This is a genomic window from Burkholderiales bacterium, assembly GCA_023511995.1.
Taxonomy (GTDB): domain Bacteria; phylum Pseudomonadota; class Gammaproteobacteria; order Burkholderiales; family Thiobacteraceae; genus Thiobacter.
In genome coordinates, this window is record JAIMAL010000019.1 from 1 (window position 1) to 22,755 (window position 22,755).

Here is a 22,755-nt window from a genome sequence, read left to right on the forward strand (position 1 = left end):
GATGGGGCAAAATGCTCGCACATTCTGACCCACCTACCCGTTAATCAAAATTGCACTTCAAACTTGAATCCGCGGAAGCCCAATGGCCGAAGACGCCAAGAAAGCCAGCCTGACCCTCATCGAGCAGCTCAAGCTGCAGGTGGGCAACATTTCCAGCCGCATCGAAGCCCACGGCCACGCGGTGTTCGGCGACAACAACGTGTTGTCCACCGATGAGATCACCGACCTCAGCGTGGAATTCCTGGAGCTCATGGTGGTGCTCTTGGATGCCGAGGATCCCCTCGATTCCCACCAGCCGGCCTTCCGCGCCCTGAAGACCTTCTTTGGCAACATCTCCCAGCAGATCGTGGCCCGGGGTGGACGCATGGAGGACTTCGTGCGCTACATGCAGTTTCTGCAGCGCTGCTTCATCGAGGCTTTGGGGCAGGACGAGGACGTGCAGCCGGAGGACATGCGCGCGATCCTGCTTCTGCTCTCCAGTGTGTTCAATGAACTGCTGCTAGCGGTGTTCCAGACCTACCTGGAGGAAAAGGAGCGCACCATCGATGCCCAGCAGCGGGAACTGCGCGCCACGTCCACTCCGATCACGGAAATCTGGGACGGCGTGCTCACCCTGCCCATCATCGGCACGCTGGATTCCTCACGCACCCTCATCATCATGGAAGCGCTGTTAAACCGCATCGCCCAGGAACGGGCGCAGGCGGTGGTGATGGATGTGACCGGCGTGCACACCGTCGATTCCCAGGTCTCCCATCACATGATCCAGATGGTGCGCGCCATCCAGCTCATGGGTGCCACGGCCATCCTCACCGGCATCCGCCCGGAGATCGCCCGCGCCATGACCAGCCTGAACATCGATCTGGGCAACGTCACCACCCGGGCCACCCTCTCCGATGGCCTGAAAGAGGCCTTTCGGCAGCTCGGCGTGCAGGTGAGTCGCGCGGCATGAACGTCGGGGGCATCCATCTCACCCGGGTGGGCGGCGGCGCCATGCTGGCCGAGCCCACGCGCGCCCTGGATCTCTCGGACACCGCGCCGGTCATGGAGGCGATCCTCAGTGAATTGCAGGCCAACAAGGCTAATTGCCTTTATTACGACCTCGCCGAAGTGCCGGTGATCGACCGTGTTCATTTCGCCTGGCTCGATGCCCTCGGCCGCGCCTGCCGCGCGATCAACGTGCGCATGGTGTGCATCCACATGCAGCCCACCGCGGCCTTCGGCCTCGCCACCCTGATTCAGGACAAGCCCAGCTTCCACACCGCCCTGGACATGGAATCCGGCTAAGGCAGGGCGCCTGCCTGCCCTTTTTTTCCCCAAGGGGGAGAGGGGGCGAAGGGCGGCTCAACGCTTCGTGTTGGTGCCGGTTAGAGCAGCCGCCGGTACTGGATCGCCTCCGCCAGGTGGCGATGGGTGATGCCGCTTTCGCCTTCCAGATCGGCAATGGTGCGCGCCACGCGCAGGATACGGTGGTAACTGCGACCGGAAAGGTTGAGGCGGGAGATGGCTTGTTTGAGCAAGGCGGTGCCGGCGGCGTCCACCGGGCAGTGGGTCTCCACCTCCCCCGGCGCGAGCTGGGCGTTGGGCTTGCCCTGGCGTTGCATCTGCCGGGCACGGGCGGCTTCCACCCGGGCGCGGATGGCTGCCGACGGCTCCCCCACGGGTGCGGCAAAAAGCTCCGCCTCGGTGAGTGCGGGCACCTCGATTTGGATGTCGATGCGGTCCAGCAGCGGCCCCGACAGGCGGCTGCGGTAGCGCTTCACTTGATCCGGCGTGCAGTGGCAGCGGCCGCTGGGATGCCCCAGATAGCCGCAGGGGCAGGGATTCATTGCCGCCACCAGTTGGAACCGTGCCGGGAATTCCGCCTGCTGCGCCGCGCGGGAAATGTGGATGCGCCCCGATTCCAGCGGCTCGCGCAACACCTCCAGCACGCGCCGGTCGAATTCCGGCAGCTCATCCAGGAACAACACACCGTTGTGGGCGAGGGAGATTTCCCCGGGCCGGGGATTGCTGCCGCCTCCCACCAGGGCCACGGCGGAAGCGGTGTGATGGGGGGCGCGGAAGGGACGCACCCGCCATTGATCCAAACGGAAGCCCTGGCTGCCGAGGGACTGGATGGCCGCCGCTTCCAATGCCTCCTCCTCGCTCATGGGGGGCAGGATGCCGGGCAGGCGGGCGGCCAGCATGGATTTCCCCGTTCCCGGCGGCCCGCTCATGAGCACGCTGTGGCCACCGGCGGCGGCCACCTCCAGCGCCCGTTTCGCCTGCGCCTGGCCCTTCACCTCGGCGAAATCCGCCTCCGGCCGGGGAGACTCTGGTGGCCTGCCGGCGTAAACCGGCAGGCGGGCGCCGCCGGCGAAATGCCCGCACACCTCGAGCAGCGTGTGGGCGGGATGGATGGCCACCTTGCCGGCGAGGGCGGCCTCGGCGGCATTGGCTGCCGGCAGGATGAAGGCACGGCCTGCCTGTCCGGCGCGCCAGGCCATGGCGAGCGCCCCGCGCACCGGACGCAGCGCACCGGTGAGCGCCAGTTCACCGGCGAATTCATAGCGGTCCAGCTCATCCCGGGGAATCTGCTGGGAGGCGGCGAGGATTGCCAGCGCAATGGGCAGATCGAAGGCGCCCCCTTCTTTGGGCAGATCGGCAGGGGCGAGATTGACGGTGATGCGCCGCGCGGGAAATTCGAAGCGCGCCGTCTGCAGGGCGGCACGCACCCGATCCCGGGCCTCCTTCACTTCCGCCTCGGGCAGGCCGACGATGGTGAAGCCCGGCAGCCCATTGGCCAGATGCGCCTCCACCGTCACCAGCGGCGCCTCCACACCCGATAGCGCCCGGCTGTGCACAACGGCGAGACTCATGCGGCGAAGATGTTTCGCTGAAGGTGGCTCATGTCCCGCCGGCTGGCTTGCCGCCTTCGAGCTCGGCGACTTTTTTTTCCAGCTCTTCGAGCTTTTCCCGGGTGCGGGCAAGCACGGCCTGCTGCACCTCGAACTCTTCACGGGTGACAAGATCGAGGCGGCTGAAAAAACTCGTCAACACCGCCCGCAGATTCTTCTCCACATCCGCCGCCGGCGACTGCCCGAACACCTCGCGGATGCGGCTGGCCAGCTCGTCGAGAAACTTGGGGTTCTGCATGGGTCTTCTCCAGAAAATGGAAGTCTAGCGTGAAATCCCCTGCGCCGGACACGCTGATCCCCCGCAAAAGGCGCGGGCGGTTCCTTGCGCTGCCGTGGGGCGCCGCTCACCTGCCGCAAGCGTTGAGGGGGGGCAGGGGCGGCTGAGACGCCCTGCGCTCGATTGCGGTGCAAAGCGTTTGGCACGTGCACCGGTCTGGGGCGGGGTTTGCGCCGGGACCGCGGCGGTCGCACTTATCTCCCTGTTTTTACGGCCGATTCCGTGCTGGCACGGCGCCTGCTAGAGAAGGGCTGCACCCTCACTCAACAAGGAGATTTCCATGCAGCGACGTTTTTTTTCCATGTTGTTGGGCCTCGCGTCGGTCTCATGCCCCGTCCTTGCCGCAGACAGTCCCCACAGCTTCACCGGCAGCCTGACGCTGACCAGTGACTACATCTTCCGCGGGGTCTCCCAGACCCAGAATGGGCCCGCGATCCAGGGCAGTCTGGAATATGCCCACGCCAGCGGCTTTTATGTGGGCACTTTCGGCTCCAACGTGTCCTGGGTGTCGGTGCGGTCCTTCAAGGACAGCACGGGTACCGTGACCACGGGCGATCCCTTCAAGGAGAACAACTCCATGGAGCTGGACCTCTACGGCGGCTTCCGGGGTGGAAGCGGCGACTTCGGCTATGACCTGGGCGTCATCACCTACTACTACCCGGGCAACAAGACCAGCGTCAAATCGCCGGATACCACCGAGGTCTATGTGGGAGGCAGTTGGAAGTGGCTGTCGGTGAAATACAGCCATGTGGTGTCCGAGAACTTCATCGGCTGGTACGACTATGCCAACGGTCGCAGCAGCCGCGGCTCAAACTATCTCGAGCTCAACGCCAACTATGACCTGGGTGGTGGCTTAAGTCTCCAGGGCCATATCGGGCACCAGAAGGTGAAGAACGTGAGTGACGCCAGCTACACCGACTGGAAAGTGGGGGTGGCGAAGGATCTGGGCTTTGGGGTGGTTTCGCTTGCCTACACGGACACCAATGCCAAGGAGTGGATCTACGACTGGTCCACCTCTGCCAATGGGGACAACTTCAAAAAGGTTGCCACCGGCCGGCTGGTGGTGTCCTTCACCAAGTCCTTCTGAGGGATGGAAAGGAGTGTGACATGAAATTCGTGACGGCGATCATCAAGCCGTTCAAGCTTGACGAGGTGCGGGAAGCCCTGTCCGCCATCGGCGTGCAGGGGGTGACCGTGACCGAGGTTAAGGGCTTCGGACGGCAGAAGGGACACACCGAGCTCTACCGGGGTGCCGAGTACGTGGTGGATTTCCTGCCCAAGATCAAGATCGAGGTGGCCATCCGCGACGAGATGCTGGAGCCGGTGCTGGAGGCCATCCAGAAGGCGGCGCAGACCGGCAAGATCGGTGACGGCAAGATTTTCGTGTTCCATCTCGAACAGGCCATTCGCATCCGCACCGGCGAGACCGGTGTGGACGCACTGTAAGGAGGCGACGATGAAAAAAATTCTGACCTCGCTCCTCTTGAGCGTGCTCGTCCTCTTCACCGCTGGCGCGCTTGCCGAAGAGGCACCGCCTGCGGCAGCCCCGGTGGAGGCGGCACCCGCGGCGCAACCGGCGGCACCGGCGGCGCAGGCGGCAGCTCCCGCAGCCCCCGCAACAGCCGCGGCCCCCACGCCCAACAAGGGGGATGTGAGCTGGATGCTCGTCTCCACCCTCCTCGTGCTCATGATGGTGGTGCCGGGCCTGGCCATGTTCTACGGCGGGCTGGTGCGGGCAAAAAACACCCTGTCCGTGCTCATGCAGGTGATGGTGACCTTTTCCCTGATCGTCGTGCTCTGGGCCATCTACGGCTACAGTCTGGCCTTCACGGAAGGCAATGCCTTCATCGGTGGCTTCGACCGGCTGTTTCTCAAGGGCATGTTCAATGCCGCCGATGGCAGCTTCTCCATGGGAGCGACGTTCAGCAAGGGGGTGGTGATTCCGGAACTTCTGTTCGCCGCCTTCCAGGCCACCTTCGCCGGCATCACCTGTGCCCTGATCGTGGGTGCCTTCGCCGAGCGCATGAAGTTCCCGGCGGTGCTTCTCTTCATGGTGCTGTGGTTCACCCTCTCCTACGTGCCCATCGCCCACATGGTGTGGTTCTGGATGGGGCCCGATGCCTACATCAAACCGGAGGTCGTGGATGCCATGAACGCCAAGGCGGGCCTGCTCTGGCAGTGGGGGGCGCTGGACTTCGCCGGTGGCACGGTGGTGCACATCAACGCGGGGGTGGCCGGGCTGGTGGGCGCCTATCTCGTTGGCAAGCGCATCGGTTACGGGCGGGAGGCCATGCCGCCCCATAACCTGACCATGACCATGATCGGTGCCTCGCTGCTGTGGGTGGGCTGGTTCGGCTTCAACGCCGGTTCCGCCCTCGAGGCGGGCAACAGTGCGGTACTGGCCTTCTTCAACACCCTGCTCGCCACCGCCGCCGCCGTGTTGAGCTGGAGCTTCGCCGAATGGATGGTCAAGGGCAAACCCTCCATGCTGGGTGCGGCCTCCGGGGCCGTGGCGGGTCTTGTGGCCATCACGCCCGCGGCCGGCAATGTGGGCATGATGGGGGGCCTCATCATCGGACTCGTCGCCGGGGTGGCCTGCCTGTGGGGGGTGACGGGCCTCAAGAAAATGCTGGGGGCCGATGACGCCCTGGATGTATTTGGCGTGCACGGCGTCGGCGGCATCGTCGGTGCTCTCCTCACCGGGGTCTTCAACAACCAGGCCCTGGGCGGGCCGGGACTCGTCACCGACTGGGTGACCGCCACCGTGGGCTCCAATGGCATCCTCGACCAATTGTGGATCCAGGCCAAGGCGGTGGGAGTGTCGGTGGTCTGGTCCGCCGTCGCCGCCTTCATCTCCTACAAGATCGTCGATCTGGTGGTGGGACTGCGGGTCGCCGAAGAACAGGAACGCGAAGGTCTGGATGTGGCCGAACACGGGGAACGGGCCTACACCGTCTGAGTGTCTCCTCCCAGCCGTGGGGTTCGGGCGCCGCCGGCGCCCTTTTTTTCGCCCTGGGCTGTTTCAGGTGAAGGTGGCGGCGGCAATCTCCCGCAGTTTGGGCACCGTGAGCCCCCTGTCATTGGCGTGGGCGAGGGCGCGGCGCAGCCGGTCCGGGGCGCTGCGGCCCCGGCAGGCGTGCTGCGGGTCGGCGTGGATGGCCTCCTCAAGACCCCGCAGCAGGGCGGCGCGGTCGTGGCAGGCGCCGGTGAGGGCATCCTGGATGTCCAGTACCTCCTGCGCCACCGCCTCGGCCAGGGGGCGGTGTTGCGTCCACAGCTCGCCCACCGTGCCGCCGGTGATCAGCCCGGCGATATTGGTGGTGAGAATGTAGAGATTCTTGCGCACGAGCTCATGGTCCCGCTCGGCTTCGCTTTTCACCTCCCGGGCCGGCAGTCCGATGGCGGTCAGGGCGGCGACCACCAGGGGGGCCTGCGGCCCATGCACAGGGGTGGGGAGGAGGGGTTTGGCATCGGTGCCGGGTTTCTTCTCGAACCACACCGCCGCCACGGTGGGCTGGGAAATGGCGTGCGCCTGCCAGTCCCGGGGCAGAAGCTCATTCTGGATGAGGGCCACGCGATCTTTCCAGACAGAGGGCAGGGCCGCCAGGACGGTATGGAAGTCGGCTTCCGCCACCGCCACGAGAACCAGAGCGGGATGGGGCAGTTCACCGACAAGCCGACCCATGTCCTCACCCCGGTTGACGGGATAGACCGGATGCCCCGCCCGCAGGAAACCGCCGGCGAAAACGCGGCCCAGTTGGCCAAGACCGATGATGACGACGGGGGGACGCATGATGGCTCAAGGCAAGGAAGAAACACGAAATTGTAGAAGGCGAGGACGCGCCCCGCCACTCCTTCCCCGCGAGGCCAAGGCCGCCCTTCGCGCCGCAGCGGCGTTTCAAGTTAGAATCGCGGCTTTCTTCACGAGGCGGCTGCCATGGTCCCCCATCTCTCCACCGCCCTCACCGGCCCCCTGCTGTCCCTGGAAAAGCGCATCCTGGAGGCGATGCCGGAAATCGAGCACTGGTTCCGCCGCCAATGGCAGCAGCATCCGGTGCCTTTCTATGCTTCCGTGGATCTGCGCAACGCGGGGTTCAAGGTGGCACCGGTGGACACCAATCTCTTCCCCGGTGGCTTCAACAATCTCAACCCGGATTTCCTGCCCCTGTGTGTGCACGCGACCATGTCGGCGGTGGAGAAAATCTGCCCCGATGCGCGCCGCTTCCTTATCATCCCGGAAAGCCACACGCGCAATCTCTATTACCTCGCCAACGTCGCCGCGCTCGCCTATATCCTGCGCCACGCGGGGCTCGAGGTGCGCATTGGCACGCTGATTGCGGACATTACCCAGCCCACCCGGATCGAGCTGCCCACGGGGGAGGAGGTGGTGCTGGAACCCCTGCGTCGCAAGGGGGACCGGCTGGGGCTTTCGGATTTCGATCCCTGCGCCATCCTCCTCAACAACGATCTTTCCGCGGGCGTGCCGGAAATTCTGCAAGGGGTGGCCCAGCCCATCATCCCGCCCGTTGCCGCCGGCTGGCATGCGCGGCGCAAGTCGGTGCACTTCGCCCATTATTCCCGTGTGGCGGCTGAGTTCGCCCAACTGATCGGCATCGACCCCTGGCTCATCGATCCCTACTTCGAAACCTGTGGGGCGATCGATTTCCGTAACCCCGAGGGTGTCCAATGTCTCGTCGCCAAGGTGGAGACGCTGCTTGACAAAATCCGCGCCCGTTACCGGGAAAATGGCATCACGGAGCCGCCCTTCGTCATCGTCAAGGCCGATGCCGGCACCTATGGCATGGGCATCATGAGCGTAAAAAGCCCCGACGAGGTGCGCCAGCTCAACCGCAACCAGCGCAAGAAAATGGCTGTGGTGAAGGAAGGCCTGGTGGTGAGGGATGTGCTCATCCAGGAGGGCGTCTACACCTTCGAAAGCATCAACGAGGCGGTCGCCGAGCCCGTGGTGTACATGATCGACCATTACGTGGTGGGGGGGTTCTACCGGGTGCACACGGCAAGGGGCAAGGATGAGAATCTCAATTCACCCGGCATGCATTTCGTGCCGCTTTCCTTCGAAACCACCTGCTCCCTGCCGGAAACCGATGCCCGCCCCGATGCGCCGCCCAACCGCTTTTACACCTACGGGGTGATCGCGCGGCTGGCGCTGTTGGCGGCGTCGCTGGAGCTTGAGCAGATGGGTGTGCCCGCTGCGCCCCGGAGATGAAGCTACGCTGCGGAGGCGTTCATGCGCATTGCCATCATTCTCGACCCCCTCGAACACATCAAGACCTACAAGGATTCCACCTTCGCCATCATGCGCGAGGCGGCGCGGCGGGGGCATGGGCTCTTCGTCATGGAGCAGGGCGATCTCTGGCTTGAAGGTGGTGAGGTGCTCGCCCGTGTGAGCCGGCTCACCCTGGTGGATGACGCGCTGGCCTGGTATTCCGTGGAGGAGGCGCAAACCCATGCGCTCACGGATTTCGACTGGGTGCTCATGCGCAAGGACCCACCTTTCGACATGGAATACGTGTACAGCACCTATCTGCTGGAGCTCGCCGAAAGGGCGGGGGCGCGCATCCTCAACCGTCCGGCCGCCATCCGCGACTATAACGAGAAACTCTCCATTGCCCGCTTCCCCCGTTTCATGGCCCCCACCCTGGTGAGCCGCGACATGGCCCGTATCCGCGCCTTCATCGCAACGCAGGGTGAGGCGGTGATCAAGCCGCTCGATGCCATGGGGGGCACCAGCGTGTTCCGCACAAGCCTCCTGGATCCCAATCTTAACGTCATCGTGGAGACCATGACCCGGATGGGCACGCGCACGGTGATGACCCAGCGTTATATCCCGGAGATCGCGCTAGGGGACAAGCGCATTCTTTTGATCGACGGCGAACCGGTGCCCTGGGCGCTCGCGCGCATCCCCAGGCCAGGGGAGACGCGGGGCAATCTGGCGGCGGGGGGCCGCGGCGTGGCTCAACCCCTCTCAGCGCGGGACCGGGAGATTGCCGAAACCGTGGGTCCGGTGCTGAAGCAGGCAGGCCTGTTTCTGGTGGGGCTCGATGTGATCGGCGACTGGCTGACCGAGATCAACGTGACCAGTCCCACCGGCATGCAGGAGATCACGGCGCAGACGGGTTTCGATGTGGCAGCCCTGTTCCTGGATGCCCTGGAGCGGCAATGAAGGGGGCGCTTCGCCTTCTCATTCTCACCCTTGTGCTGCAGCTCGCTGGCTGTGGACGCCCGCCGGTGCATCAGGAGCAGGCCTATGTTTTCGGCACCCTGGTGGAGGTCACCATCTATGGTGAGCCGGAAGGCCGGGCGCGGGAGGCCGCTGGCCGAGTGTTGCGGGAATTCGATCGCCTGCACGCGAAGTTCCATGCCTGGAAACCCAGCGAGGTGACCACTGTCAATGCCGCCTTTGCCCGGGGCGAGGCGGTGCCGGTCTCGCCGGAACTGGCCACCGCCATCGAGGATGCCCGCCACTGGTGGGCGCTTTCCGGTGGGCTTTTCAATCCTGCCATCGGCCGGCTGGTTGCGTTGTGGGGCTTCCATGGTGACGAGTTCCGCCCCCAGCGTCCCAGCAACGCCGCCATTGCCGAGGTGGTGGTCGCCCGCCCCGGCATGGGGGACATCACCATCGCGAAAGGACAGGCGATGAGCCGCAATCGTTTCGTTGCCCTCGACTTCGGCGGTTACGCAAAGGGCCTTGCCCTTGATGTGGCGGCGCGGGAGCTTTCCACGATGGGTGTGCGCAACGCCCTCATCAATATCGGCGGCAATGTGTTGGCCTTGGGACGTGCGGGTGATCGGCCCTGGCACGTGGCTATCCAGCATCCGCGCAAGCCCGGGGTGCTCGCCGAGCTGGACCTCTACGACGGCGAGGCGATCGGCACTTCCGGAGACTACCAGCGCTATTTCGAATTGGATGGCCGACGTTATTGTCATCTCATCGACCCCACCACCGGCTGGCCGGCGCAGGGTGTGCAGGCGGTGACGGTGCTCATCCCGGGTGGGCCCAAGGCGGGGGTGCGTTCGGATGTGGCCTCCAAGCCCCTTTTCATTGCCGGTCCCGCCGGCTGGCAGCAGGCGGCGCAGCGCATGGGGATAAGCCACGCCCTGCTGGTGGACGGGGAGGGTAAAATATTCGTCACACAGCGTCTTGCGCGGCGGCTGAAATTTTCTGCCGACGCCCCCAAGCCGGTGATCGTGCCCTGAAGGCCGGAGCTACTGGCACGGATTTTTCTTGATGAACAAGGCCGGCGCAGGGTACGCCGGCCGCAGGCAACGCGGAGTTGCTGCAATGATGCCGGGATGGCCCGGCAGGGATGGCATCATGGTTGGTATTCTGATCATCGCCCATGGCAACCTGGGCGAGAGTCTCATCCACTGTGCGAACCACGTGTTCGGCACGCGGCCGCCGCGACTGGGCGCCCTCAGCGTAAGCGTGCACGATGATCCCGCCGTGCTGCTGCCGCGGGCGCGGGCGCTGGTGGCGGAGCTCGACGACGGCAGCGGTGTGCTGGTGCTTTCCGACATCTATGGTGCCACACCATGCAACGTGGGCTGTCAGCTCTTGCAGGCGGGACGGGTGGAAGTGGTGGCGGGCGTGAACCTGCCCATGCTGGTGCGGGTGCTTACCTATCGGGAACAGCCGCTGCAGGTGGTGGTGGAGAAGGCCGTCACCGGTGGCCGGGAGGGAGTCATCGAGGTGTCCAAGGAAGCATGTCGTGTTGCAACAGGACGTTGAAATCACCAACAAGCTGGGTTTGCATGCGCGTGCTTCGGCAAAGCTTTCTCAGCTTGCCGGCCGTTTTCAGAGCGATGTCTTTCTCGAACGCAACGGCAACCGGGTCAACGCCAAGAGCATCATGGGCGTGATGATGCTGGCCGCCGGCAAGGGCAGCGTCATCCGTATCGAGACCAACGGGCCGGACGAGGCGGAAGCGATGGCCGCCCTCATGGACCTCATCCATGACAAATTCGGCGAGGGGCAATGACCCTCGTCGCCGCTTAAGGGGAGGGGAGGGCGCCCATGAGCTTCACCATGCACGGGGTGGCCGTCTCCGGTGGCATTGCCATCGGCTTTGCCCATCTCGTCTCCCATGCCGCCCTCGATGTCCCCCACTATGTCCTGCCCCAGCATCTGCTGGAGGAGGAAAAGGCGCGTTTCGATGCCGCGGTGGCGGCGGTGCGTGCCGAGCTCGAGGGCATGCGCGCCCACATCCCGCCGGATGCGCCGCCCGAGGTGGAAGCCTTCCTCGAAGTCCACCTCATGATCCTCAACGACTCCAGCCTGTCCAAGGTGCCCAAGCAGCTCATCGAAGCGCAGCAGTGCAATGCCGAATGGGCACTCACCCAGCAGATGGAGAATCTCCTCGACCAGTTCGAGCGCATCGAGGACCCCTACCTGCGGGAGCGCAAGCAGGATGTCATCCAGGTGGTGGAAAAGGTGCTCAAGGAGCTCCTCGGGCACCCGGGCGTGCCCGCGGAGGCGCGCACCCCCGAGGAAGATAGCATCCTGGTGGCGCACGATCTGTCACCGGCGGACATGATCCTCTTCAAGCGGCACAAATTCGCCGCCTTCATCACCGACGTGGGCGGGGCCACTTCCCACACCGCCATTCTCGCCCGCAGTCTCAACATCCCCTCGGTGGTGGCCTTGCACCACGCGCGCAGTCTCATCCGCGAGCACGAGCTGATCATCGTCGATGGCGACCAGGGCGTGGTCATCGTCAACCCCGACCAGCACGTGCTGGCGGAATATCGTCTGCGCAAGAACCAGTGGGAGCTGGAACGCCAGAAACTCAAGCGGCTGGCGCAGACGAAGACACGCACCCTCGACGGCACGCCGGTGGAGCTGCATGCCAACATCGAGTTGCCGCAGGACGTGGCGCAGGTGAAGGAAAACGGTGCCACCGGCATCGGCCTCTTCCGCAGCGAATTCCTGTTCATGAATCGCAGCGACCTGCCCGGCGAGGACGAACAGTTCGAGTTCTACCGGCAGGTGGTGGCGGCGATGGAGGGTGCGCCGGTCACCATCCGCACCCTGGATCTAGGCGCGGACAAACAGTTGAGCCACGCGGAACGGCCGCCCAGCGCCAACCCGGCGCTGGGGCTGAGGGCGATCCGCCTCTGTCTTGCCGAGCCGCAGCTCTTCCACACCCAGCTACGGGCCATTCTGCGCGCCTCCCACTACGGCCGGGTGCAGATTCTCATCCCCATGCTGGCCACGGTGCAGGAACTGGAGCACACCCTGCATCTCATCGAGGTGGCGAAAAAAAGTCTCGACGCCGATGGCATCCCTTACGACCGGGCGGTCAAGGTGGGGGGCATGATCGAGATTCCCGCCGCCGCACTCATGGCGCAGACCTTCGTCCGCAAGCTGGATTTCCTTTCCATCGGCACCAACGACCTCATCCAGTACACGCTGGCCATCGACCGCACCGATGACAGCGTGGCCCACCTCTATGATCCCCTGCATCCGGCGGTGCTGCAGCTCGTCGCCCACACCATCCGCACCGCCAACCGCAGCGGCACGCCGGTGGCGGTGTGCGGTGAAATGGCGGGGGACCCGAAACTCACCCGCCTGCTGCTTGGCTTCGGCCTGCGGGAATTCTCCATGCATCCGGCACATCTCTTGGCGGTCAAGCAACAGGTGCTGAAAACCAACCTGCCCGAAGTGCAGAATCTGGTGAGCAAGATGCTGAAGACCGAAGAGCCGGAAAAAATACGCGCCCTGCTCGCCCGGCTGAACAGCCTGTGAGCCGGTATAATCCCCTGCCCTTGGTGAACCCCTGCGGATGCAAGCATGAAAAAAATCCTTTTCACCCTGCTCATGTTTCTCCCCTGGCTGCCGGCGCAGGCGCAGGGACTGGTGCCGCCGCCGGCTGCGCCGGATATTGCTGCGCGTTCGTGGCTGCTCATGGATTTCCAGAGCGGCCAGGTGTTGCAGGCCCAGAATGCGGACGAGCGCATCGAACCGGCGTCGCTGACCAAACTGATGACCGCCTATCTCGCCTTCACCGCCATCCGGCAGGGTCGGCTCAAGCTCACCGACAGCCTGCCGGTGTCGGAGAAGGCCTGGCGTAGCGAAGGCTCCCGCATGTTCCTCGATCCCCGGCAGCCGGCGCGGGTGGAGGATCTGCTCAAGGGCATGATCGTGCAGTCGGGCAATGATGCCTGTATCACCCTGGCGGAAGGGATTGCCGGCAGCGAAGAGGCCTTCGTGGAACTCATGAACCGCGAGGCGAAGCGCCTGGGGCTTGCCAACACCCATTTCACCAATTCCACGGGGCTGCCCCATCCGCAACACTATTCCACGGCGCGCGACTTGGCGCGGCTGGCGGCGGCGCTGATCCGAGATTTTCCCGAGTTCTATCGCCTCTACTCGCTGAAGGAATTCACCTACAACAAAATCACCCAACCCAACCGCAACCGCCTGCTGTGGCAGGACCCCTATGTGGACGGGGTGAAGACCGGCCACACCGAAGGGGCGGGCTACTGTCTCATCGCCTCTGCCAAACGGGGGGAGATGCGGCTGATTTCAGTGGTGGCCGGCGCCGCTTCCGACAATGCCCGCACCATGGAAAGCCAGAAGCTCCTCAACTACGGCTTCCAGTTTTACGAGACCTACCGCCTCTACCGCAAAGGGCAGACCGTCGCCACCCTGCCGGTGTACAAGGGCGCGGCAAAGACGGTGGCGGCGGGCTTCGACCAGGATGTGTATCTCTCCCTGCCCAAGGGCTACTATGCCCAGGCGAAGGCCAGCCTGGCAAGCCGCCAGCCCCTTCTGGCGCCCCTTGCCAAAGGGCAGCCGGTGGGAACGCTCACCATCGAGGTGGGGGGTAGGCCCTATGCCAACTTCACGCTGCAGGCCATGCAGGAGGTGGGCGTGGCGGGCCTGTTCCGCCGCGCCTGGGATACGGTGCGCCTGTGGTGGCGATGAGGGAGACGATGACGGTCTATCTCAATGGCCGCTGGCTCCCGATGGAGGAGGCGATGGTGCCCGTGCTGGATCGGGGCTTCATCTTCGGCGATGGGGTGTATGAGGTGATCCCCGTCTATTCGCGGCGCCCCTTCCGCCTGCGGGAGCATTTGCGCCGGCTGCAATACAGTCTCACCGCGATCAAGCTTGCCAACCCCCATGGAGAGGCGGAGTGGACAGCGTTGATCGAAGCGCTCATCGCCCGCAACGAGGGGGAGGACCAGTATCTTTATCTGCAGGTGACGCGCGGTCCGGCCAAGCGGGACCATGCCTTTCCGCCGGTGGTTCGGCCCACGGTGTTCATGATGAGCACGCCCCTTTTGCCGCCCGACCCCGTCCTCAAGCAGGAGGGGGTGACCGCCATCACCGCCATCGACAACCGCTGGCTGCGTTGCGACATCAAATCCATCTCCCTGCTGCCCAATGTGCTGCTGCGGCAACTGGCGGTGGAGGCGGGGGCCATGGAGGCGGTTCTCCTACGCGATGGTTTCCTCACCGAAGGCGCGGCGAGCAACATCTTTGTCGTCAAGGACGGGGCATTGCATGCCCCACCCAAGGACAACCTGATGCTTGCCGGCATCACCTACGATGTGGTGGTGGAGCTCGCCCAGGCCGACGGCATTCCGGTCCACATCCGGCGCATTGCTGAGGCGGAGCTGCGCAACGCAGACGAACTGTGGCTCACCTCCTCGACGCGAGAAGTGCTCCCCATCACGCGGCTCGACGGAAAAGTGGTGGGCAACGGCCGGCCGGGGCCTCTCTTTGCGCGCATGGATGCCCTCTATCAGGCCTTCAAGGCCACCGCCATGCGGGGCGGTTGAAATGAGTGACGGCAGCGGGCTCGAATTCCCTCAGCGCTTCCCCATCAAGATCATGGGCGAGGCGCGCGATGATTTTGCGCAGACCATGGTGGAGATCGTCCTGCGCCACGCACCGGATTATGATCCGGCCGCCACGGAGATGCGGCCCTCCCGCAACGGCCGTTATCTTAGCCTCACCTGCACCATCCACGCCGTCTCCCGCGCCCAGCTCGACGCCCTCTATGGCGAGTTGAGCCGGCATCCCTGGGTCAAGGTGGTGCTCTGAGGCAGCCATGGCCCACACCGCCAACCCCCTGCTCGTCGTGCGCCGGCTGGGGCGGGTGGAGTATTCCACCACCTGGCAGGCGATGCAGGCATTCACCGCCCAGCGCGGGCCCGACACTGCGGACGAACTGTGGCTGTTGGAACACCCGCCCGTCTTCACCCTAGGGCTTGCGGGCAGACGCAGCCACATCCTGCGCGCCAGCGACATCCCCATCATCGCCAGCGACCGCGGCGGCCAGGTGACCTACCACGGGCCGGGGCAGATCGTGGCCTATCTGCTCCTGGATTTGCGCCGGCGCGGATACGGCGTGCGGGAGCTGGTGCAGCGCATGGAGCAGGCGGTGATCGATCTCCTCGCCGACTATGGCATCGAGGGCCGACGTCGTGACAAGGCGCCGGGGGTCTATGTGGCGGAAAAGAAAATCGCCGCGTTGGGTCTGCGCATCCGCCAGGGCAGGAGTTATCACGGTCTCGCCCTCAATGTGGACATGGATCTGGCGCCCTTCACCTGGATCGATCCCTGCGGCTATCCGGGCCTTGAGGTCACCCAGTTGCGCGATCTGGGGGTGGCGGAGCCTTTGCCGGCGGTGGCCGAACGCTTGGCCGCGAGGCTTGCCCGCTGCCTCTGAGGGCTAGGCCGCGTCGCGGTTTTTCGCCTGACTTGCCTGTGTGGGGGGTTTCAGGCGGCTGAGGATACCGCCCAGGGTTTCCACTTCACGGTCGAGTGCTGCTTCGGTGGCGGCCAGCTCCTTCAGCCTTTCCTGCAGACTGTCGATGTTTTCGTGGATTTTGCGGACGTTTTCGATGCGCCGCTCCATGTCCATTTTGTAGTCGGTGATCTGGCTCAGCAGCGGGCCCAGGGCATTGCGCAACCAGATTTCGCTATCGTGGCGGGCGCGCTCGAAGATGGCGCGTGCCTCGGCGGCCAGGTTGAGGAAGAACCGCCGCACCAGGAAATGCTTCTCGGTGAGGATGTTCACCGGATCGCGGCAGAAGGCTTCGGTGCGCCGTTTGAGTTCGTCGAAGGCGGCCTGACAGGGGTCGAGGTCGAGAAACGGCGCTTCCCGTCTTTCGAAACCATGCTGAACATGGAAGCGGACGTAGGCGCTGTCCACCAGCCCCTTGATCTGCCGCGCATGCTTGTGGATGTGCTGGAACTGCTGGGCGGTGTGGCGGATCAGGGACTGCATGCCCCGCATCAGCCCCGCCGTGGTCCAGCTTCCCTTGAGGGAGGCGTGCGCCCTTTCCAGGATGCCATCCAGCCGTTCCATGCTCAGGTTGCTCAGAAGAATGTGGCCATGGCGGGTGATGACGGAACGGGTGACGTTGAAGGCGTGCAGGGTTTCCTCGTAGGTCAGCTTGTCCTCGTTTAGCTTCTGCAGCATCTTGTGGATCACTTCCCGGTTCTTGCCGGAAAGGGATGACAGCTCGGCGCGCTCGTGGCGCACGGCGGCAAGCCGGCTGCTGGCGCTCTTGTAGGCGGCGAGCACCAGCGCGCCGATTTCCCGGGTGACCGCCGTGCGCAGGATTTCCTGGCGTCTGGGGATGATGTCGCGGGCAAGCAGCTGTTCCAGCGCGGCGATGCCGCTGCGCGCCGCCAGGGTCTCATCGCCGCGGATTCTGGCAAGAAGTGCCTTCTGCGCCGACAGGGCGAGCACCTGGCCGGGGGCGATGCCCAGTTGCTGGGCGGTGGCCTGCTTCTGCCGCTCGATGGTCGCCTGCACCTTGTCCCAGGGCTTCAACTCGTCCCACAGGGTGTCCACCTTGTTCAGCACGACGATGCTGTGGGCGGCATGGGGCGCCACGTGCTTTTGCCAGATTTCCAGGTCGGAGCGCGTCACACCGGTGTCGGTGGCAAGCAGAAAGAGCACCGCATGGGCACTGGGGATCATGCTCAAAGTGAGCTCGGGTTCGCTGCCCAGGGCATTGAGCCCCGGCGTGTCGAGAATGGCCAGACCGCTTTTCAGCAGCGGGTGCGGATAGTTGATGAGGGCATGGCGCCACTTGGGGATTTCCACCCGCCCGTCCTCCCGCAGCATGTCCGCCTGCATGGGATCCTGGTCGTCCCACAGCCCCAGGGCGCGTGCCTCTACCTGGCTCACCCGCTTGGTTTCGGTGAGGCTTTCGAAGATTTCCACCATCTGCTCCGGGTGGTCGAGGTCGAGCCAGCTCGTCACCCATTCGACGGGTTTTTTTCTGAGTTGGCGGATAGTCTCGTCGCGATAGCGGGTCTCGATGGGGAGCAGCCGCAGATAAGGGCGCTCGCCCGGATCGTAAAAGATTTCCGTCGGGCACATGGTGGTGCGCCCGGCATCCGAGGGCAGCAGCCGCTGCCGGAAGTCGGCGAAGAAAAGGGCGTTGATGAGCTCCGTCTTGCCCCGGGAGAACTCGGCGACGAAGGCCAGGGTGATGCGGTCGTGGCGCAGGCTTTCCATGAGGTCGTAGAGCTTCAGCGACTGCGCCGCCTCCACCCCACCGCGCGCATCCAGCCACGCCTGATAGGCCTCGATGGCGGCAAGGAGATCCTCGCGCCAGCGGCGGTACTGCTCCACCCGTTGTCTGATAAGGACGGTCATGGCTTGAGCAATGCCTGCTCCGGATCGATACGACTGCCTGCGATCTCCACGATCTTCCGGCGAGCGTGTTCGCCGCTTTTCACCTGCACCTGACGCAGGGGCACGTCGAAGACCTGCGCCAGGAAGTCGATCAGTTTCTCATTGGCCCGGTTCTCCAGCGGCGGTGCCGCGACACGGATTTTCAGCGCATCGCCATGGGGACCCACCACCTCCGTGCGCGGCGCGTTGGGCTGCACCTGCACGGTGAGGACGAGGGTCCCCGTGCTCCCGCGCCGGTACCAGGGATGCGTCACAACCCCAGGCCTCCCATGCTGACATGGATCACTCCCTTGGCCAGCCGTTCCAGCCAGGCCACCGGCAGCATCAGCAGCAACTGGCAGACGATGAGGATCACCATCGGCGACAGGTCCACGTTGGCCACCGGCGGAATGATCCGCCGCACCCGCCGCGTGAAGGGACGCGACAGCGCCTCCAACACACCCATGAAGGGGCTCATGGGGTTGATAAGGCTCACCACGAACAACAGCACCTGTACCAGCATCAGCAGATAAAGGCTCATGCGCAAGAGCTCCACCGCCGCCATGAAACCCAGGCCCAGAAACATGATGGGGCCGCCCCGCAGCAGGGGCAGGCCGGCCAACGCCTCGATGACGATGAGCAGCAGCCACTGCACCGCCAGCGCGACAAGAAGGGTGGCTACATCCCAGCCCCCCATCGCGGGCAGCCTGCGCCGTGCCGGCAGTACCACGAAATCCGTCAGCGTCATCACGAACTGGCTGAGCGGGTTACCCGGGTGCACCCGCAAAAGTTGCAGATAAAAACGCAGCAAAAGCAGCGCGACAAACGCGGTGCCGATGGTGTCCAGAAGAAAAATAACGGCTTCGCTGAGCATGGCTTGAGTCCCGTCCAGGGTGAAATGACAAAAATGTCATCCGCCGTTGCGGCCCAGCTCGTCCCCCAGTTCCCGGGAACGGGCCGCGGCGGCGCCCACGGCGTCGATGATGGCCTGCCGCACCGCAGCGGCTTCCAGGCTGGCCAGCGCCCGTTCCGTGGTGCCGCCGCGGGAAGTGACGCGGGCACGCAGCGTGGCCAGGTCCTCCTGGCTTTTGGCGGCCAGGCGGGCGGCGCCGGCGAAGGTGGCGAGGGTGAGCTGCCGGGCCTGCGCCGCGGACAGTCCGAGGCGGATGGCGGCTTCCTCCAGCGCCTCCATGAAATAGAAGACATAGGCGGGCCCGCTGCCGGATACCGCCGTGATGGTATCCATGTCTTCCTCCCGCGCCACCCAGACCACCTCGCCCACCGCTTCCAGCACCGTTGCCGCCTGCCTGCGTTCCGCCTCGCCCACTTCGGGCAGGGCGTAGACGCCGCTGATGCCCGCCTGCACCAGGGCAGGGGTGTTGGGCATGGCGCGCACGATGCGCCGATAGGTGAGCCAGCGGGAAAGATCGGCGGCGCGCACGCCGGCGGCGATGGAAATCACAAGCTGGTTTTTGAGGTGGGGGGCGAGGGTCTTCGCCACCTCCCGCAACTGCTGGGGTTTCACCGCCAAAAGGACGATGTCGCAGGCCAGAACGCCGGCATCCACTGCCGGCTCAACGATGAGGCCGTATTGGCGTTGAAGCCGCTCCCGCGCCTGCGGGTCGGGGTCCACCACGCGCAGCTCGGCGGCCCTGAAGCCGCGGCCCAGAAGTCCGCCGATGAGGGCATTGGCCATGTTGCCGCCGCCGATGAAGGTGATGTTCATGATGAAGTCCTTTTCCCTGGGCGCGTTGCGCCCCCGTGCTCCTCACGTTTCATGGGTTTGCCGTTTTCCGCCGTTCGCCGAAAATGGCACTGCCCACCCGCACCAGGGTGGCGCCTTCGCACACCGCCGCTTCCAGATCCTGGGACATGCCCATGGACAGGGTGTCCAGCTCAAGCCCCTCGCGGCCGAGGGCGTCCTTGAGCTCCCGCAGCAGGCGAAAGCGGCGCCGCAGCAGCGTGACATCCGGTGTGGCCTCGGGAATGGTCATCAGGCCCCGCAGGCGCAGCCGGGGGAGTGTTGCGATGAAGCGAGCAAGCGGCGCCACCGCCTCCGGCGCCACCCCGCTTTTGGCGGCTTCCCCGCTCACATTCACCTGCACGCAGACGTTGAGGGGGGGCAGGCTGGCGGGGCGTTGTTCCGCCAGCCGGCGGGCGATTTTCTCCCGGTCCACGCTGTGCACCCAGGCGAAGTGTTCGGCGATGGGGCGGGTCTTGTTGCTCTGCACCGGACCGATGAAATGCCATTCGATGGCAAGATCGTTGAGCGCGGCCATTTTGGCGAGCGCCTCCTTAACGTAACTTTCGCCGAAGGCGCGCTGGCCACAGGCATAGGCGGCGCGGATGGCGTCAGCGCCGAAGGTCTTGGACACCGCGAGCAGGGTGATGGTGGCGGGATCGCGGCCGCATTCGGCGGCGGCCTTCTCGATGCGGCGCCTGACGCCTTGCAATGCCGTTTGGATTGTCGTCATAATGCTTCGGCCCAGCTTCGAGGAATGGGTGCAAGGTCCGCCCGGCGTTCCGGCCTGACCGCGGCAGGGCGGGCCGAAGGTTGACCGGCCGAAGGATTTTCCTCAAGAAACGGCCGCGACGGCCGTTATTGTCGGGTGGCCGGGGGCTACCCATCGGCAAGGCGCATCGCGCACTCACCCGCGGGGGATTATAAATGGAAATCGCTGATCTGCTTGCCTTCACCGTCAAGAACAAGGCTTCCGACCTGCATCTTTCGGCGGGCCTGCCGCCGATGATCCGGGTCAATGGCGACATCCGGCGCATCAATGTGGAACCCCTGGACCACAAGGGGGTGCACAGCATGATCTATGACATCATGAACGATGCGCAACGCAAGTTCTACGAGGAGAATCTGGAGGTCGATTTCTCCTTCGAGGTGCCCAACCTCGCCCGCTTCCGCGTCAATGCCTATGTGCAGCAAAGGGGTGCGGCTGCCGCCTTCCGCACCATCCCCTCCAAGGTGCTGACCCTGGAGCAGCTCAACGCACCGGCGATTTTCAAGGATCTCTGTCACCACCCCAACGGGCTCGTGCTGGTCACCGGCCCGACCGGCTCCGGCAAGTCCACCACACTGGCGGCGATGATTAACGAGATCAACGAGACGGAGTATGGTCACATCCTCACCATCGAGGATCCCATCGAATTCGTCCACGAATCGAAGAAATGCCTCATCAACCAGCGGGAGGTGGGACCGCATACGCTTTCCTTCAACAACGCGCTGCGTTCCGCCCTGCGCGAGGACCCGGACGTCATCCTGGTGGGCGAGCTGCGTGACCTGGAAACCATCCGTCTTGCCCTTACCGCCGCGGAAACCGGCCATCTCGTGTTCGGCACGCTGCATACCAGCTCGGCGCCGAAGACCATCGACCGCATCATCGACGTCTTCCCGGCCGCGGAAAAGGAGATGGTGCGCGCCATGCTGTCGGAGTCGCTGCGGGCGGTGATTGCCCAGACCCTGCTCAAGACCAAGGACGGCAGCGGCCGCGTGGCGGCGCACGAGATCATGATCGGCACGCCCGCCATCCGCAACCTGATCCGCGAGAACAAGGTGGCGCAGATGTACTCCACCATCCAGACCGGTCAGAACGTGGGCATGCAGACCATGGAGCAGTGCCTGGCCGATCTGGTGCGCCGCAACATCATCTCCGAAGCGGAGGCCGCCAAGGCGGCGCGCAAGGACGCCAAGTTCTGAGGCACCGGTAAGGGGTATTGCGGCGGGCATGATCGGGGCCGAAATGGCCGGCAAATTCGAAGGAGGAATTCATGGAGCGCGAACAAGCCCAGAAATTCATGCATGACCTGTTGCGCCTGATGGTGAGCAAGAAGGCATCGGACCTCTTCATCACCGCCGGCTTCCCCCCTGCGCTCAAGATCGACGGGCGGGTGGTGCCCGTCTCCAACCAGACCCTCACGCCGCAGCACACGGTGGAGCTGGCGCGCGCCATCATGAATGACAAACAGGCCTACGAATTCGAGTCCACCAAGGAGTGCAACTTTGCCATCTCGCCCCCCGACATCGGCCGTTTCCGCGTCAATGCCTTCGTCCAGCAGGGCCGCACCGGCATGGTGTTGCGCACCATCAACTCGGTCATCCCCACCTTCGAGGAGCTCGGCCTGCCTGAGGTGCTCAAGGACGTGGCCATGACCAAACGGGGGCTGGTGATCTTCGTCGGCGGCACGGGTTCGGGCAAATCCACGTCGCTTGCGGCGATGGTGGGCTACCGCAACGAAAACAGCCAGGGTCACATCATCACCATCGAAGACCCCATCGAATACGTCCACGAGCACAAGAAGTGCATCATCACCCAGCGGGAGGTGGGGGTGGATACCGACGACTGGTTCTCTGCCCTGAAAAACGCCCTGCGCCAGGCGCCGGACGTGATCCTGATCGGGGAGATCCGCGACCGCGAAACCATGGAATACGCCATCCAGTTCGCGGAGACGGGCCATTTGTGCCTGTCCACCCTGCATGCCAACAGCGCCAATCAGGCTTTGGACCGCATCATCAACTTCTTCCCCGAGGAGAAACGGGATCAGTTGCTGATGGACCTCTCCTTAAACCTCAAGGCCTTCGTTTCCCAGCGGCTGATTCCGCGCCGGGAAGGCAAGGGGCGCGTGGCAGCGGTGGAAATCATGCTCAACTCGCCCTTGATCTCCGACCTCATCTTCAAGGGGCAGGTGCACGAAATCAAGGAAGTCATGGCCAAATCCCGCGAGATTGGCATGCAGACCTTCGACCAGCACCTCTTCGAGCTTTACGAGGCGGGCCTCATCAGCTACGAGGATGCGCTGCGCAACGCCGATTCGGTCAACGACCTGCGCCTGCAGATCAAGCTCCACGGCCAGGAGGCCAAGGAGCGGGACATCATGTCCAACATCAACCACCTGGACATCATCTGAGGGC

General features: G+C 64.5%; 25 protein-coding genes. 17 read left to right on the top strand and 8 right to left on the bottom strand.

Annotation, left to right across the window (positions count from 1 at the left end):
• Window positions 1–82 precede the first annotated feature (82 nt).
• Both K6T56_09980 and K6T56_09985 read left to right on the top strand, forming a co-directional pair.
• The gene (locus K6T56_09980; protein MCL6556677.1) at window positions 83–949 is read left to right on the top strand and encodes an STAS domain-containing protein; all 867 of its coding nucleotides are present in this window, start codon (window positions 83–85) and stop codon (window positions 947–949) included.
• The gene (locus K6T56_09985; protein MCL6556678.1) at window positions 946–1,284 is read left to right on the top strand and encodes a hypothetical protein; all 339 of its coding nucleotides are present in this window, start codon (window positions 946–948) and stop codon (window positions 1,282–1,284) included. Before K6T56_09980 ends, K6T56_09985 begins: the two co-directional genes overlap by 4 nt.
• Window positions 1,285–1,364: 80 nt before the next feature.
• On the opposite strand, the gene K6T56_09990 is transcribed toward K6T56_09985, so the two are convergent.
• Both K6T56_09990 and K6T56_09995 read right to left on the bottom strand, forming a co-directional pair.
• Entirely contained in the window at window positions 1,365–2,855 is a 1,491-nt protein-coding gene (locus K6T56_09990) for a YifB family Mg chelatase-like AAA ATPase (protein ID MCL6556679.1), read from the bottom strand.
• A 28-nt stretch (window positions 2,856–2,883) separates the two neighbouring features.
• Window positions 2,884–3,132: an accessory factor UbiK family protein gene (locus tag K6T56_09995; protein MCL6556680.1), complete on the bottom strand. Its 249-nt coding sequence runs from the start codon at window positions 3,130–3,132 to the stop codon at window positions 2,884–2,886.
• A gap of 319 nt (window positions 3,133–3,451) precedes the next feature.
• Here K6T56_09995 and K6T56_10000 point away from each other — a divergent pair, with 319 nt between their 5' ends.
• From K6T56_10000 to amt, 3 genes are read left to right on the top strand one after another with little or no spacing between them, the layout of a single operon-like run.
• Window positions 3,452–4,258 (top strand): TorF family putative porin, encoded by an 807-nt coding sequence (locus K6T56_10000; protein MCL6556681.1) that lies wholly within the window; start codon window positions 3,452–3,454, stop codon window positions 4,256–4,258.
• Window positions 4,259–4,278: 20 nt separating this feature from the next.
• Window positions 4,279–4,617 (top strand): P-II family nitrogen regulator, encoded by a 339-nt coding sequence (gene glnK / locus K6T56_10005; GenBank protein ID MCL6556682.1) that lies wholly within the window; start codon window positions 4,279–4,281, stop codon window positions 4,615–4,617.
• A gap of 10 nt (window positions 4,618–4,627) precedes the next feature.
• Entirely contained in the window at window positions 4,628–6,130 is a 1,503-nt protein-coding gene (gene amt, locus K6T56_10010) for an ammonium transporter (GenBank protein ID MCL6556683.1), read from the top strand.
• 63 nt (window positions 6,131–6,193) lie between these two features.
• On the opposite strand, the gene K6T56_10015 is transcribed toward amt, so the two are convergent.
• Entirely contained in the window at window positions 6,194–6,964 is a 771-nt protein-coding gene (locus K6T56_10015; GenBank protein ID MCL6556684.1) for a hypothetical protein, read from the bottom strand.
• Between the two features lie 144 nt (window positions 6,965–7,108).
• Between K6T56_10015 and gshA the strand changes: the two genes are divergently transcribed.
• From gshA to lipB, 10 genes are all read left to right on the top strand, one after another.
• Window positions 7,109–8,398, top strand: a complete 1,290-nt coding sequence (gshA, locus tag K6T56_10020) for a glutamate--cysteine ligase (protein MCL6556685.1) — start codon at window positions 7,109–7,111, stop codon at window positions 8,396–8,398.
• A 21-nt stretch (window positions 8,399–8,419) separates the two neighbouring features.
• Window positions 8,420–9,355, top strand: a complete 936-nt coding sequence (gene gshB, locus K6T56_10025; GenBank protein MCL6556686.1) for a glutathione synthase — start codon at window positions 8,420–8,422, stop codon at window positions 9,353–9,355.
• Window positions 9,352–10,389, top strand: coding sequence for an FAD:protein FMN transferase (locus K6T56_10030; protein MCL6556687.1), 1,038 nt, complete (start codon window positions 9,352–9,354; stop codon window positions 10,387–10,389). The genes gshB and K6T56_10030 overlap by 4 nt, the downstream gene beginning before the upstream one ends.
• A gap of 118 nt (window positions 10,390–10,507) precedes the next feature.
• A complete protein-coding gene (locus K6T56_10035) occupies window positions 10,508–10,921 on the top strand; it encodes a PTS sugar transporter subunit IIA (protein MCL6556688.1) in 414 nt (137 codons plus the stop codon).
• A complete protein-coding gene (locus K6T56_10040; GenBank protein ID MCL6556689.1) occupies window positions 10,902–11,171 on the top strand; it encodes an HPr family phosphocarrier protein in 270 nt (89 codons plus the stop codon). Before K6T56_10035 ends, K6T56_10040 begins: the two co-directional genes overlap by 20 nt.
• Window positions 11,172–11,206: 35 nt before the next feature.
• Window positions 11,207–12,937, top strand: coding sequence for a phosphoenolpyruvate--protein phosphotransferase (gene ptsP, locus K6T56_10045; protein ID MCL6556690.1), 1,731 nt, complete (start codon window positions 11,207–11,209; stop codon window positions 12,935–12,937).
• Between the two features lie 45 nt (window positions 12,938–12,982).
• On the top strand, window positions 12,983–14,119 hold the full coding sequence (locus K6T56_10050) for a D-alanyl-D-alanine carboxypeptidase (protein MCL6556691.1): 1,137 nt from the start codon (window positions 12,983–12,985) through the stop codon (window positions 14,117–14,119).
• Complete coding sequence (locus tag K6T56_10055; protein MCL6556692.1) at window positions 14,116–14,979, top strand: D-amino acid aminotransferase; 864 nt, start codon at window positions 14,116–14,118, stop codon at window positions 14,977–14,979. Before K6T56_10050 ends, K6T56_10055 begins: the two co-directional genes overlap by 4 nt.
• Window position 14,980: 1 nt before the next feature.
• A complete protein-coding gene (locus K6T56_10060) occupies window positions 14,981–15,244 on the top strand; it encodes a DUF493 domain-containing protein (GenBank protein MCL6556693.1) in 264 nt (87 codons plus the stop codon).
• Between the two features lie 7 nt (window positions 15,245–15,251).
• Window positions 15,252–15,872 carry a lipoyl(octanoyl) transferase LipB gene (lipB, locus tag K6T56_10065; GenBank protein MCL6556694.1) on the top strand — a complete coding sequence of 207 codons (621 nt, stop codon included), beginning with the start codon at window positions 15,252–15,254 and terminating at the stop codon, window positions 15,870–15,872.
• 3 nt (window positions 15,873–15,875) lie between these two features.
• On the opposite strand, the gene K6T56_10070 is transcribed toward lipB, so the two are convergent.
• From K6T56_10070 to K6T56_10090, 5 genes are read right to left on the bottom strand one after another with little or no spacing between them, the layout of a single operon-like run.
• Entirely contained in the window at window positions 15,876–17,819 is a 1,944-nt protein-coding gene (locus tag K6T56_10070) for a dynamin family protein (protein MCL6556695.1), read from the bottom strand.
• Window positions 17,816–18,112, bottom strand: coding sequence for a DUF167 domain-containing protein (locus K6T56_10075; protein ID MCL6556696.1), 297 nt, complete (start codon window positions 18,110–18,112; stop codon window positions 17,816–17,818). Before K6T56_10075 ends, K6T56_10070 begins: the two co-directional genes overlap by 4 nt.
• Entirely contained in the window at window positions 18,109–18,711 is a 603-nt protein-coding gene (locus K6T56_10080; GenBank protein MCL6556697.1) for a YggT family protein, read from the bottom strand. The genes K6T56_10075 and K6T56_10080 overlap by 4 nt, the downstream gene beginning before the upstream one ends.
• A 36-nt stretch (window positions 18,712–18,747) precedes the next feature.
• The gene (gene proC, locus K6T56_10085) at window positions 18,748–19,563 is read right to left on the bottom strand and encodes a pyrroline-5-carboxylate reductase (protein ID MCL6556698.1); all 816 of its coding nucleotides are present in this window, start codon (window positions 19,561–19,563) and stop codon (window positions 18,748–18,750) included.
• Window positions 19,564–19,612: 49 nt separating this feature from the next.
• A complete protein-coding gene (locus K6T56_10090; GenBank protein ID MCL6556699.1) occupies window positions 19,613–20,311 on the bottom strand; it encodes a YggS family pyridoxal phosphate-dependent enzyme in 699 nt (232 codons plus the stop codon).
• A 194-nt stretch (window positions 20,312–20,505) separates the two neighbouring features.
• Here K6T56_10090 and K6T56_10095 point away from each other — a divergent pair, with 194 nt between their 5' ends.
• Window positions 20,506–21,543, top strand: coding sequence for a type IV pilus twitching motility protein PilT (locus K6T56_10095; GenBank protein MCL6556700.1), 1,038 nt, complete (start codon window positions 20,506–20,508; stop codon window positions 21,541–21,543).
• Between the two features lie 71 nt (window positions 21,544–21,614).
• Window positions 21,615–22,751 (top strand): PilT/PilU family type 4a pilus ATPase, encoded by a 1,137-nt coding sequence (locus K6T56_10100; GenBank protein ID MCL6556701.1) that lies wholly within the window; start codon window positions 21,615–21,617, stop codon window positions 22,749–22,751.
• Window positions 22,752–22,755: the final 4 nt, after the last annotated feature.